This is a genomic window from Microbacterium sp. MEC084 (genome assembly GCF_004514465.2).
Classification (GTDB): domain Bacteria; phylum Actinomycetota; class Actinomycetes; order Actinomycetales; family Microbacteriaceae; genus Microbacterium.
This window is the reverse complement of sequence record NZ_MYFP02000003.1, coordinates 285960-298851: the sequence shown is the minus strand read 5'-3', so window position 1 is coordinate 298851 and position 12892 is coordinate 285960. Positions and strand designations below refer to the sequence as shown.

Sequence of the window (12892 nt, the reverse complement as noted above, 5' to 3'; positions counted from 1 at the left end):
TTGCTCACGTGTTACTCACCCGTTCGCCACTGATCCACTCCAGCAAGCTGGAGCTTCACCGTTCGACTTGCATGTGTTAAGCACGCCGCCAGCGTTCATCCTGAGCCAGGATCAAACTCTCCGTGAAGAAAAAATGCTGACCCCACCGGGAAAACGGTGAAGCAGCGAGTTTGATGCTGACCAAAAACGGATGTCAAAACTGACTTCCAAAATTGATCCAAAGGAATCTCGCAACCAACCAAAAAGGCCGGTTGCCGAGGTTATTTGGCATTTGACAAGTGCACGCTGTTGAGTTCTCAAGGATCGGATGCTCCCAGCCCTGCGACTCCCGCCGCAGCCCTCCGGGGCAACTTCTCTATCTTATCCATCTCGCTCGGCTTGTCAATCCGACACGCCGAGGCGCTGTCTGAGCGACGGGCGCCGGCATCGTCGAGGAGACCTCGAGGAGCTGGATCCTCCACCCTAGACCCGAGGGTCGGCGCGCTCAAGAGCCCGCTGTTCGGAGTGGAGTTCGTCGTCGACCTGGGGTGGGAGCCTTCCGGCTCAACCTCACCGCTTGGCGGCGACAAGGGAATACATTACGTGGATCCGAGGGGCGGGGCAAACCCGGCCATCCCCCGGGCGTGTCGCGCCCCCGGGGCGGGGCCCGTCAGGCGACGAAGAGGCCGGCGAGCGCCTTCTTGCCGCGCCGCAGGACGGACACTCCCCCGGGGAGGGAGCCGGTCACGACCGCGGAGTCGTCGTCGACCTTGGCACCGTCGATCGCGACGCCGCCCTGGGCGATCGCACGCCGCGCCTCGGACGCCGACGACACCAGCCCGGTCTCCACGAGCGCCTGCACGACCGGCGTCCCCGACGCCACATCCGCGTGAGGCAGCTCCCGCAGCGCGGCGGCGAGGGTCGCGGCGTCGAGCGTCGCGAGATCGCCCTTGCCGAAGAGCGCCTCCGAGGCCGCGACCGCGGCCTGCGTGGCCTCGGGGCCGTGCACGGTCGTGGTCACCTCGAGCGCGAGGCGCTTCTGCGCGGCGCGGCGGAACGGCTCCTCGGCGACGAGCCGCTCGTACTCCTCGATCTCGGCGCGGGTGAGGAACGTGAACACCTTCAGCCGCGCGATCACATCGGCGTCATCGGTGTTGAGCCAGAACTGGTACATCGCATACGGGCTGCACATCTCGGCGTCGAGCCAGATCGCGTTGCCCTCGCTCTTGCCGAACTTGGTGCCGTCGCTGTTCGTGATCAGCGGCGTGCCGATGGCGTGGACCGAGACGCCCTCGACCTTGTGGATCAGGTCGACGCCGCTCGTCAGGTTCCCCCACTGGTCGCTGCCGCCCGTCTGCAGCACGCAGCCGTACTGGCGGTGGAGCTCCAGGTAGTCCAGACCCTGCAGGATCTGGTAGCTGAACTCGGTGTAGCTGATGCCCGCATCCGAGTTGAGGCGGGCGCTGACCGCGTCCTTCTTGATCATCGTCCCGACGCGGAAGTGCTTTCCGATCTCACGCAGGAAGTCGATCGCGGACAGCGGCGCCGTCCAGTCGAGGTTGTTCACGATGCGCGCGGCGTCGTCGCCGTCGAAGTCGAGGAAGCGCTCGACCTGCGCGCGCAGCTTCTGCACCCACTCCGCCACGGTCTCGCGCGTGTTCAGGGTGCGCTCGGCGGTCGGGCGCGGGTCGCCGATCAGCCCGGTCGAGCCGCCGACCAGCGCGAGAGGCCGGTGGCCGGCAAGCTGGAGCCGGCGCATGGTGAGCAGCTGCACGAGGTTGCCCAGGTGCAGGCTCGGCGCGGTCGGGTCGAAGCCGCAGTAGAACACGATCGGCGGGCCCGCGAGCAGCTCGCGCAGCGCCTCCTGGTCGGTCGACACGTGCACGAGCCCTCGCCAGAGGAGCTCGTCCCAGATGGTGTCGAAGGACGGATCGGTCTTCGGTGCGGCCACGGTCTCGGTCACCCCACCAGCCTAGGGCGTGCGCCGGGTCAGGCCGCGCCGATGCCGAACCACACGAGGAAGGCCAGCGACAGGGCCTGCACCCAGCTGACCATGCTGCCCACCAGGAAGTACTCGGCCCGGTCTCCCCCGTCGCCGTCGCGCGAGATCTCGGGGAAGCGCACGATGCCCTTCGCGGCGATGAACGCCGCGAGCAGCGGGTAGGCGGCGGCGAGCGTGAGCGCGAACACGATCGCGCGCTCGAGCGGGCCGATCAGCCGGCCGCCCCTCATGACCTGACCCGGACCGAGCTTCGGCATGGCCGTCGGATCGACGATCTCGTGCCGCTCCTCCGGGATCGGATCCGGAGCGATGTTCTCGCGCTCGAGAGCGGCGCGCACGACGACGTTCGCGGCCTCCATCAGGTAGGCGACGGCGCCGAGCGTCAGGACGATCGCGGGAAGCGACAGGGCACCGACCGGAGACGCGATCGACACGGGACCGAACAGACCGGATCCGGCGTCCGCGGGCACCAGGACCACCGCGAGCGCGGCGAGCGAGCCGACCGCCGCGGCGGGCCAGATCGAGGCCGGCGACCGGCCCATGTCCGGCATGAGCTGCAGCCACAGCGCGCCGACCACGACCGCCGCGATGCCGGCGAACGGCGCGGCCGTGACGACGCCGAGCGCCAGGATGGCCACCGCCACGACGCCGAGCGACGCCAGGCGGATCGGCGCCGGCGAGCGCTTGAAGACCGTCCGCACGAGATCGGCGGCGCCGACCGCGAGCAGCAGCAGGCCGGCGAGGATCATGCCCCCATCATGCCCGCCGCGTCCGACATCCCGGCGTCACCGGGCCGCGTTTCCCGGGGCGGGACCTCACAGACCGAGGGCGTGGACCGCTGCCTGGGCGCGGGCGACGAGCTCGGCGCGCTGCTCGGCCACGCGCTCCGGAGCGGTGCCGCCGGCGCCCGTGCGGCTCGCGACCGAGCCCTCGATCGAGAGCACGGCGCGGACCTCCGGGGTGAGGTGGGACGAGACCGACGCGAGCACCTCGTCGGAGGCGTCCTCGAGGCCGATCCCGCGCTCCTCGCACGCCCGGACCAGCGCGCCCGAGATCTCGTGCGCGTCGCGGAACGGGACCCGCCGCTTCACGAGCCACTCGGCGACATCCGTCGCGAGCGAGAACCCCTGAGGCGCGAGCTCCGCCATGCGGGCGGCGTCGAAGCGCATGGTCGCGACCATGCCGGTGAACGCCGGCAGCACGACCTCGAGGGTCGCGACCGAGTCGAACACCGGCTCCTTGTCCTCCTGCAGGTCGCGGTTGTACGCGAGCGGCAGGCCCTTGAGCGTGGTGAGCAGGCCCGCGAGGTTGCCGACCAGGCGCCCCGCCTTGCCGCGCGCCAGCTCGGCGATGTCGGGGTTCTTCTTCTGCGGCATGATGCTCGAGCCCGTGGAGTACCCGTCGTCCAGCGTGACGAAGCCGAACTCGCGCGTGTTCCAGAGGATGATCTCCTCGGCGAAGCGCGACAGGTCGACGCCGATCTGCGCCGCGATGAACGCGAACTCCGCCACGACGTCGCGCGACGACGTGCCGTCGAGCGAGTTCTCTGCGGGCCGGTCGAGGCCCAGCTCGCTCGCGACCAGCTGCGGGTCCAGGCCCAGCGTCGACCCGGCGAGCGCGCCGCCGCCGTACGGCGACACGGCGGCGCGGGCGCGCCAGTCGCGGAGGCGCTCGAGGTCGCGCACGAGCGGCCAGGCGTGGGCCTGGAGGTGGTGCGCCAGCAGCACCGGCTGAGCGTGCTGCAGGTGGGTGCGGCCGGGCAGGATGACGTCGGGGTGCGCGTCGGCCTGCGCGACGAGCGCGTCGATCAGCGCGAGCAGCTCCTTGGCGATCACGCGGGCGTGGTCGAGCAGGTACATGCGCACGAGCGTCGCGATCTGGTCGTTGCGGCTGCGGCCGGCGCGCAGGCGGCCGCCCAGCTCGGGCCCGACGACCTCGATCAGCGCGGCCTCGAGCGCGCCGTGCACGTCCTCGTCGCCGGGGCGGGCCCGCAGCGAGCCGTCCTGGACGGCCTTCGCGAGGGTGTCGAGGCCCTCGTGCATGCGGCGCTCCTCGTCGGGCTCCAGGTATCCCGCCGCCGCGAGCGCCTTGGCGTGCGCGTGCGAGCCCGCGATGTCGTACAGCGCCAGCTGCCAGTCGAAGTGGGTGGAGCGGCTGAGCGCCTGCAGCTCAGGCGACGGCCCGGTCGCGAAACGCGCGCCCCAGAGGGCGCCCTCGTTGGTCCCGTGCTGGCCGCTCGGCTGCTCGCTGCTCATGCGTCCCAGCCTATCGAGCGCGCGCCGCCCTCCCCGCCCGAGGTCGCTCCCTCCGGGGCGCCGGAGATCCCCGGAGCGCGCTCTACGCCGCGCCGGCCGGCGCCTCGCGGGGACCGACCCGGGCCACCCAGCCGACCAGGCGCTCGAGCGGGCCCCGCCCGAGCAGCAGCGCCCACGCGGTGCACCCGGCGAGCGTCGCGATGGTCAGCGGCCAGAACGGATCCAGCGCGCGGAACGCCGCGAGCTCCGATCCCGCCTCGCCCGCCGGCGGCTGCAGCGCCGCCCATGTCAGGAGCTGCGCCGTGTACGCCGTGAGCGGCATCGAACCGACCGCGCGCAGGGGCAGGAACACGGCCCGCGCGGGCGTCGCGCACAGGAGCGTGCACAGCGCGATCGCTCCGAGCGCGAACCCGCCCGATCCGACGGCCTCCCCCATGCCGCTCGAGTGCGCGGTGCTCGACAGCACCACGCCCCAGATCGAGTCCGCGGGCGCGAGCTCCGCCCAGCGGCCCACGATGCCGTAGCCCACGGCCGCCAGCACCGCGCCGACCGCGAGCAGGAGCGTCGCGGTCGCGGGACGCGCGAAGGCCATCCGGCCCGTGCCGATGCCCGCGAGGACGAAGGCCAGCCACAGCGCGAACGGGTAGTGCCATCCGATCGTGTGGGCGACGGTCTGCCCCGCCTCGCCGTCCCACAGCGGCAGCTGGTCGATCGCGAAGACGGCGAACGGCGCGGCCACGGCCACGCCGGCGGACGCCGCGAACAGCCACCCGACCGGCAGCCGCAGGAACGGGAGCGCCAGGAGGAACAGGATGCCGTACGCGGGCAGGATCACGAGCACGGGGGTCTGCAGCATCACGAGCAGGACGCCCAGCAGCCAGATGCAGGCGGCGCGGAGGGCGAGCGAGCAGCGGGCGCTCGCCATCCGGGCGCCGTCGAACGGGCGCTCCCCGCCCGTCACCAGCGCGAGCGACACCCCTGCCAGCGTCGCGAACAGGATGGACGAGCGCCCGTTGACGACGTCGGTCCACGTCGCTGGATGCGTCCATTCGAACGCCGTGGTGTCGAGCAGGTGCGCGGCGAACATGCCGACGACGGCGAGGCCGCGCGCGAGGTCGATCCCGGGCTCGCGCCCGGGACCGTCCAGCCGCGCGCGGCCTCGGTCGAAGCGGCCTCGCAGGCCGCCGTGGGTGGTGCGGGTCAGGCCTGCCGCAGCAGCCACACCAGCAGCGCCTTCTGCGCGTGCAGGCGGTTCTCCGCCTCGTCCCAGATCACGCTCTGGGGACCGTCGATCACCTCGGCGTCGACCTCGTAGCCGCGGTCGGCGGGAAGGCAGTGGATGAAGATCGCGCCCGGATCCGCGACCGACATGGTCTCCTGCGTGACCTTGTAGGCGCCGAGGTCGCGCAGGCGCGCGAGCTTCTCCTCCTCCTTGCCCATGGAGACCCAGGTGTCGGTGACGACCACGTCGGCGCCCGCGGCGGCCTCGAGCGGGTCGGTGTAGAGCGTCACCGAGCCCCCGGTCTCGAGCGCGATGCGGTCGGCGTCGGCCACGACGTCCTCACGGGGCGCGTAGGACTCGGGCGAGGCGACGCGCACGTGCATTCCGGCGGTGACGCCCGCGAGCACGTAGGAGTGCGCCATGTTGCTCGCGCCGTCGCCGAAGAACGACAGCGTGAGGCCCTTCAGGTCGCCCTTGTGCTCGCGGATGGTGAGCAGGTCGGCCAGCAGCTGGCAGGGGTGGAAGTCGTCGCTGAGCGCGTTCACGACCGGGACGCGCGTCCCCTGCGCCATCTCCTCCAGGCCCGCCTGCGCGTACGTCCGCCACACGATCGCGGCGACCTGGCGCTCGAGCACGCGCGCGGTGTCGGCGGGCGTCTCCTTGCCGCCGAGCTGGCTGTTGGCGGTCGAGATGATAAGCGGCGTGCCGCCCAGGTCCGCGATCCCGACCGCGAACGACACGCGCGTGCGGGTCGACGACTTGTCGAAGATCACCGCGACGGTCTGCGGGCCCGCGAGGCTCTTGTCGGCCCAGCGGTCCTGCTTCAGCGTCGCGGCGAGATCCAGGATCTCGGCCTGCTCGGCGGGCGTGATGTCGTCGTCGCGCAGGAAGTGGCGGGTCATGCGGGGTTCCCCTCGGTCGTGGCAGCGGCGTGGCGGGAGGCGACCTCCTCGAGCGCGGCCGCGAAGGTCGACGTGAACTCCGCGACCTCGGCGTCGCCGATCGTGTAGGCCGGCGCGATGCGGATCGCGTCGTCGGTGGGCGCGTTGACGATCAGTCCCCGCGCGTGGGCGGTCGCGCGCACCTCGGCGGCGACGGGCGCGGTCAGCGCGATGCCGATGAGCAGGCCGGAGCCGCGCGTGCCCGCGACCAGCGGCATGCCCTCGACGGCCGCGCGCAGCTGCGCGCCGCGCGCCGTCACGTTGGCGAGCAGGTCGCGATCCTGGATCTCCTGGATCACCGCGTTCGCGACCGCGCTGGCGAGCGGGTTGCCACCGAACGTCGAGTTGTGGGTGCCGGGATAGAACAGGTCGCTCGCGTCGCCGAACGTCACGACGGCGCCGAGCGGGAAGCCCGCCGCGATGCCCTTGGCGAGCGTGATGGCGTCGGGCGCGACGCCCTCGGCCTGGAACGCGAACCAGTGGCCCGTGCGCCCCATCCCGGTCTGGACCTCGTCGAGGATGAGCAGCGCGCCGTGAGCGGTCGTGAGCTCGCGCGCGCGCCGCAGGTAGCCCTCGGGCAGCGGCAGCACGCCGGCCTCGCCCTGGATGGGCTCCACCACGAGGGCCGCGACCTGCTCGCCGCCCGCGAACAGCTCCTCGAGCGCCTCGAGCGTCGGCTCGATGTGGGTGACGCCCGGCAGCAGCGGACGGAACGGATCCTGGTACGCGGCCTTGGGGGTGAGGGCGAGCGCGCCCGTGGAGCGCCCGTGGAACGCTCCGTGCAGGCTCGCGATCACGGCGTCCTGGCGGCCGGTCTTCGCGGCGTGCAGGCGCGCGAGCTTGATCGCGGTCTCGTTGGCCTCGGTGCCCGAGTTCGCGAGGAACACGCGGCCCCGCTCCCCCGTGCCTGCCAGCTCCTTCAGCCGCGCGGCGAGCTCGAGCTGCTGCGGCGTCGCGAAGTAGTTCGACACGTGCGCCAGCGTGGCCGCCTGGCGGCTGACCGCCTCGACGAACACCGGATGGGCGTGCCCGAGCGAGTTCACGGCGATGCCGCCGAGGAAGTCGAGGTAGCGCGTGCCGTCGGCGTCCCACACGTGGGAGCCCTCGCCGCGGGTGAGGAGGGCGAGACGACCGCCCAGGCTCATGAGGTCGCGCGCGGCCGCGTCCTGCCAGGCCGCGGTCGCGGCATCCGTGGTCTGCTGTGCGCTCATGATGCGGTCACCTGCGTTCCGATCCCCTTGCTCGTGAACAGCTCGACGAGCACAGAGTGCTGCACGCGGCCGTCGATGATCGCCGCCGCGCCGACCCCGCCCTCGACCGCGTCGAGGCACGCCTGCATCTTCGGGATCATGCCGCTCTCCAGGCGCGGCATCATCTCGCGCAGCTCGTCCGCGGTGAGGTGCGAGACGAGCGAGTCGCGGTTGGGCCAGTCCGCGTACAGGCCGGCGACGTCGGTCAGGACGACGAGCTTGCGCGCCTTGAGCGCGATCGCGAGCGCCGCGGCCGCGGCATCCGCGTTCACGTTGAGCGACTGGCCGGGGTGGTCCAGATCCGGCGCGATGCTGGAGACGACCGGGATGCGGCCCGCGTCGAGGTGGTCGAGCACGGCGGAGGGGTCGACCTTCACCACGTCGCCCACGCGCCCGAGGCTCTCCTCGACGCCGTCGATGACCACGCCGCGCTTGCGTCCGCCGAACAGCCCGGCGTCCTCGCCGCTCAGCCCCGTGGCCAGCGGCCCATGCGAGTTGATCTTCGCGACGAGCTGCGGGTTGATGTGGCCCGTGAGCACCATCCGGACGACGCTGATCGCCTCCGTGCTCGTGACGCGGTAGCCGCCCTTGAACTCGCTCGGGATCGCGAGGCGGTCGAGCATGCTCGAGATCTGCGGTCCGCCGCCGTGCACCACGACCGGGCGGACGCCCACGTAGCGCAGGTACGCGATGTCCTGCGCGAACGCGTCCTGCAGCTCCTCGCTGATCATGGCGTTGCCGCCGTACTTCACGACGACGATCTGGTCGCGGTAGCGCTTCACCCACGGCAGCGACTCGATGAGGGTGGCCGCCTTCGCGGCGGCCTCCTCGGGGCTGGTGTCCTGGATGTCGATGTGATCGGAGCTCATGAGGAGTAGGCGCTGTTCTCGTGCACGTAGTCGTGGGTCAGGTCGTTCGTGAGGATCGTCGCGGCCGCGTCCCCGGCTCGCAGGTCGATCAGCACGTGGGTGGCGCGCGGCGTCAGATCGACCTCCTCGCGCGGGCGATCCGGGCCGCCCTTGGTGCACACCCGCACGCCGTTCATCGACACGTCGACGTCGTACGGGTCGAACGCCGCCTGCGTGGTGCCGATCGCGGCGAGCACGCGGCCCCAGTTAGGGTCGTTGCCGAAGATCGCGGCCTTGAACAGGTTGTTGCGGGCGACCGAGCGACCGACCTCGACCGCGTCGTCCTCGCTCGCGGCGCCGACGACCTCGATCGTGACGGCGTGGCTGGCGCCCTCGGCGTCGTCCTGCAGCTTCTGCGACAGCTCGCGGCACAGGTCGATCAGCGCCTCCCGGAACGCGGTCTCGTCCGGCTCGACGCCGCTCGCGCCGCTCGCCAGCAGCGTGACCTGGTCGTTCGTCGACATGCAGCCGTCGGAGTCGAGGCGGTCGAAGCTCACGCGGGTCGCGGCGCGCAGGTGCGCGTCGGCCGCGGCCGCGTCCAGCACGGCGTCGGTCGTGATGACCACGAGCATCGTGGCCAGGCCCGGCGCCAGCATGCCCGCGCCCTTGGCCATACCGCCGATCGTCCAGCCGTCGGCGCTGCGCACGGCGGTCTTCGGCACGGTGTCGGTGGTCATGATCGCGGCGGCCGCGTCGTCTCCGCCGGCGGAGCTGAGCGCGGCGACGCCCTGCGTCGTGCCCTCGAGCACCTTGGCGCGGAAGACGTCGTCGCCCGAGCCGATCAGGCCGGTCGAGCACACGAGCACGTCGGCCGCGCTGACGCCGAGCAGCTCGGCGGCCTTCTCGGCCGTCTGGTGCGTGGTCTGGAAGCCGAACTCACCCGTGAAGCAGTTGGCCCCTCCGGAGTTCAGAACCACGGCCTCGACCACGCCGTCCGCGATCGCCTGCTGCGACCACAGGATCGGGTTGGCCTTGGCGCGGTTCGTGGTGAACACCGCGGCGCCCGTCTTGAGCGGACCGCGGTTCACGACCACGGCGACATCCTTCGCTCCGGTCGACTTCAGCCCCACGGCGACGCCCGCCGCCTCGAAGCCCTTGGCTGCGGTCACACTCACGGCGCCACTCCGTTCACGCTGAGCGCGCGGCCCTCGGGGAGGCCGAGCGCGATGTTCATCGACTGGATGGCGGCGCCAGCCGTGCCCTTGGTCAGGTTGTCGACCGCGGTGACGACCACCACGCGGCCGGCCGCCTCGTCGACCGCGAGGCCCATCAGCGCCGTGTTGGCGCCGATCACGTCGGCCGTGCGCGGCATCCGCCCCTCCGGCAGCAGCTGCACGAACGTCTCGTCGCCGTACGCCGCCTCCCACGCCTGGCGCACCTGCGCCGCGGACACGCCCTCGGCGATCCGGGCCGTGCTGGTCGCCAGGATGCCGCGGGCCATCGGCACGATCACGGGGGTGAAGGAGATCCGGACGTCGCCGATCGCGCCCGCCGCGCGCAGCGACTGCGCGATCTCGGGGATGTGGCGGTGCGTGCCGCCGACGGCGTACGGGTTCGCGGATCCGAGGATCTCGCTCGCGAGCAGGTTGGTCTTGAGGCTCTTGCCCGCGCCCGACGGGCCGACCGCCAGCACGCTGACGATGTCGTCCGCCGCGATCACGCCCGCCGCGACGCCCGGAGCCAGGCTCAGCGCCACCGTCGAGGCGTTGCAGCCCGGCGCGGCGATGCGGGTGGCGCCCACGAGGCGCTCGCGCTGCTTCGCGCCGCCGCCGATCGGCAGCTCCGGCACGCCGTAGGTCCACGGCTCGTGGAAGTCGCCGCCGTAGAAGGCGTCCCAGTCGTCCTTCCCCGTGAGGCGGTGATCCGCGCCGCAGTCGATCACGAGCGAGACGTCGGTGAGCGCATCCGTGTACTGCCCGGACTGACCGTGCGGCAGCGCGAGGAACACGACGTCGTGCCCGGAGAGGATCTCGGGGGTCGTGTCCTGCAGCGTCAGGTGCGCGAGGGATCGCAGGTGAGGCTGGTGCTCGATGAGCGGCTGACCGGCGTTGGAGTGCGCGGTCACGGTGCGGATCTCGACGTCGGGATGATCGGCGAGCAGACGGAGCAGCTCGCCGCCCGCATAGCCAGAAGCGCCGGAGACGGCGACCGAAAGGGTCATGGGTTCCACCTTATTGTCCGTGAGCGAGGGCCGTTGACGGCGACGCCACTGACCTGGATCCCAGGCCGCTCGACCGGGCCGTCAGGCGCGGGAGCTTCGCGGCGTCGCCGAGATTCGGCGGCCACGCGGACGTCGACGCGCGTCGATGCTCGGAGCGAGCATCGGGACGAGGGCGCCGGCGGACATGCCGCGAGCGTAGCAGAACGCCCGCGGCCGACGTACCGTGGGGCCATGGGCGAGGCAGCCGGATCCGGTCTCGAGGCCCTGCTCCGCCAGCGGCGCCGGGAGATGATCGAGTGGCATCTGGAGGCGCGGGGCATCCGCGACCGCCGGGTGCTCGATGCCATGGACCGCGTGCCGCGGGAGCGGTTCGTGCCGGAGCACCTCGCGCGCGACGCGTACTCCGACTCGCCGCTGCCGATTGAGCACGGCCAGACGATCTCGCAGCCGTACATCGTCGCGCTGACGGCCGAGGCCGGGCGGATCTCCCCCGGCGACCGCGTGCTCGACGTCGGCACCGGCTCGGGGTACGCGGCCGCCGTCTACGCCGCGATGGGCGCCGAGGTGTGGTCGATCGAGTACGTGGCGGAGCTGGCCGCGACCGCGCGGCGCGCGCTCGACGCGGCGGGATTCGAGCGCGTGCGGGTCGCCTCCGGCGACGGGACGCTGGGGCTGGCGGACGCCGCGCCGTTCGACGCGATCCTCGCCGCGGCCGCGGGCCCCGAGATCCCCGCCCCATGGCTCGACCAGCTCGCGGACGGCGGCCGCATCGTGATGCCGCTAGAGCGCGGCCGCGGGTGGCAGCAGCTGATCCGCCTCATCCGCCGCGGCGACGAGTACGACCGCGACGACCTCGGCGCCGTCCGCTTCGTCCCCCTCCGCGGCGAGCACGGCCTGCGCTGAGCGCGGCGCGGCTGCGAGACAGCAACGCCGCGCTGAAAGCGCAGTGGTGCGCTGCGGTTTCGGCGCGGCGTTGATGTTTCGGCGCGGGGTTGCATTGTCGCCGGCGCGCCTCGGTCGTTCGTCCACAGATCCGGATCCGTCGGGATCCGCTCCGATCGGATCGTGACGTCCGACACGCGACGGCAGGGTGCGGGAGCGTGCCGCCATGTCGATCGCGCTGCCCGAGATTGTCACCATCCGACCGTGTCCGGTGCCGCTGATGCGGCCTGGAGACGCCGCCTTCCGCCTCGACGTCGCCGAGCGCCGGGGCGAGCTGCATCGCGTGGCGCTCGGCGTCTACGCACCGAAGGCGCTCTGGGACCTGCTCCCGCCGTGGGACCGATACCTGGCCCGGGTTCACGCGCATGCGCTGCTGCGCCCCGGTGCCGTGTTCGCGCTCGAATCGGCGGCCGTGCTCGCGGGCCTGCCGATCGTCGGCGAGCCGACGGAGATCCACGTGCTGAGCGCCGACGGCACCTCCCGGCTGGTCGGCCAGGTGCGGACCCACGTATCGACCGACCAGCGCGAGATCGTCCGGATGGACGGGATCGCGTTCGTCGCGCCCGCCGACACGGCGGTCGACATCGCGCGCCACCGACATCCCGCGCTGGGCCTGATGACCGCCGACGCCCTGCTGCGACTCACGCCCGCACTGGATGCGGGTCACCTGCTCGAGCTCAACGAGCTGAGGACGAGCGCGCGCGGACGCGCCGCCGCGCGATGGCCGCTCACCCGCGCCACGCCGCTCGCCGAGAGCAGTCTCGAGTCGATCAGCCGCGCGGGCGTCGAATGGCTCGGGTACCCCGCACCGGAGCTTCAGGTGGTGTTCCGAACCTCCGCCGGCGACGTGTTCCGCGTCGACATGTACTGGCGTGCTCAGCGCCGGATCGGCGAGGCCGACGGCGATCTCAAGTACGACGGCGAGAGCGGACGCGCACGCCTGCGGGAGGAGAAGCGACGCGAGGACATCCTGCGTCGCGGCTGCGACGGCTTCGCCCGGTGGGGATGGGGCGAGGCTCGCGATCCGGATGCGCTCGACGCCGCGCTCCGGGCGAGCGGCTTACGACCGGAGCGGCCCCGTGTGGCGGCACCGTTGCTGACGCTGCCTGCGGCAATCGATCCTCCCCGCGGCCGGACCGCGACTCCGCGCTGACCAAGCAGCTCCGCGCCGAGACTGCAGCGATCCACTGCAGTCTCGGCGCGGAGTTGCCGTCTCGCGGATGGCGCGGCGG

The 12892-nt window shown here is 72.3% G+C and carries 11 protein-coding genes and 1 rRNA gene; 2 read left to right on the top strand and 10 right to left on the bottom strand.

Annotation, left to right across the window (positions count from 1 at the left end):
- The 10 genes from B5M43_RS05625 to argC form a co-directional block, all read right to left on the bottom strand.
- A 16S ribosomal RNA gene (locus tag B5M43_RS05625) occupies positions 1-127 on the bottom strand; the annotation flags it as partial.
- A 522-nt stretch (positions 128-649) separates the two neighbouring features.
- Positions 650-1942 (bottom strand): tyrosine--tRNA ligase, encoded by a 1293-nt coding sequence (gene tyrS, locus B5M43_RS05620; RefSeq protein WP_055993370.1) that lies wholly within the window; start codon positions 1940-1942, stop codon positions 650-652.
- A 26-nt stretch (positions 1943-1968) separates the two neighbouring features.
- Positions 1969-2730 (bottom strand): hypothetical protein, encoded by a 762-nt coding sequence (locus tag B5M43_RS05615; protein WP_055993368.1) that lies wholly within the window; start codon positions 2728-2730, stop codon positions 1969-1971.
- 66 nt (positions 2731-2796) lie between these two features.
- Positions 2797-4236: an argininosuccinate lyase gene (argH, locus tag B5M43_RS05610; protein WP_055993366.1), complete on the bottom strand. Its 1440-nt coding sequence runs from the start codon at positions 4234-4236 to the stop codon at positions 2797-2799.
- Positions 4237-4318: 82 nt separating this feature from the next.
- Positions 4319-5458, bottom strand: coding sequence for a heparan-alpha-glucosaminide N-acetyltransferase domain-containing protein (locus B5M43_RS05605; RefSeq protein ID WP_230667699.1), 1140 nt, complete (start codon positions 5456-5458; stop codon positions 4319-4321).
- Positions 5437-6360, bottom strand: a complete 924-nt coding sequence (gene argF, locus B5M43_RS05600) for an ornithine carbamoyltransferase (protein ID WP_055993364.1) — start codon at positions 6358-6360, stop codon at positions 5437-5439. Before argF ends, B5M43_RS05605 begins: the two co-directional genes overlap by 22 nt.
- Positions 6357-7610 (bottom strand): acetylornithine transaminase, encoded by a 1254-nt coding sequence (locus B5M43_RS05595; RefSeq protein ID WP_134745797.1) that lies wholly within the window; start codon positions 7608-7610, stop codon positions 6357-6359. The genes argF and B5M43_RS05595 overlap by 4 nt, the downstream gene beginning before the upstream one ends.
- On the bottom strand, positions 7607-8518 hold the full coding sequence (gene argB / locus B5M43_RS05590; RefSeq protein WP_134745796.1) for an acetylglutamate kinase: 912 nt from the start codon (positions 8516-8518) through the stop codon (positions 7607-7609). The genes B5M43_RS05595 and argB overlap by 4 nt, the downstream gene beginning before the upstream one ends.
- Positions 8515-9672 (bottom strand): bifunctional glutamate N-acetyltransferase/amino-acid acetyltransferase ArgJ, encoded by a 1158-nt coding sequence (gene argJ / locus B5M43_RS05585; protein ID WP_134745795.1) that lies wholly within the window; start codon positions 9670-9672, stop codon positions 8515-8517. The genes argB and argJ overlap by 4 nt, the downstream gene beginning before the upstream one ends.
- Positions 9669-10718 carry an N-acetyl-gamma-glutamyl-phosphate reductase gene (gene argC, locus B5M43_RS05580; RefSeq protein WP_134745794.1) on the bottom strand — a complete coding sequence of 350 codons (1050 nt, stop codon included), beginning with the start codon at positions 10716-10718 and terminating at the stop codon, positions 9669-9671. Before argC ends, argJ begins: the two co-directional genes overlap by 4 nt.
- Before the next feature lie 231 nt (positions 10719-10949).
- Here argC and B5M43_RS05575 point away from each other — a divergent pair, with 231 nt between their 5' ends.
- The gene (locus B5M43_RS05575; RefSeq protein WP_134745793.1) at positions 10950-11621 is read left to right on the top strand and encodes a protein-L-isoaspartate(D-aspartate) O-methyltransferase; all 672 of its coding nucleotides are present in this window, start codon (positions 10950-10952) and stop codon (positions 11619-11621) included.
- 259 nt (positions 11622-11880) lie between these two features.
- Entirely contained in the window at positions 11881-12813 is a 933-nt protein-coding gene (locus tag B5M43_RS05570; RefSeq protein WP_134745792.1) for a hypothetical protein, read from the top strand.
- Positions 12814-12892 lie beyond the last annotated feature (79 nt).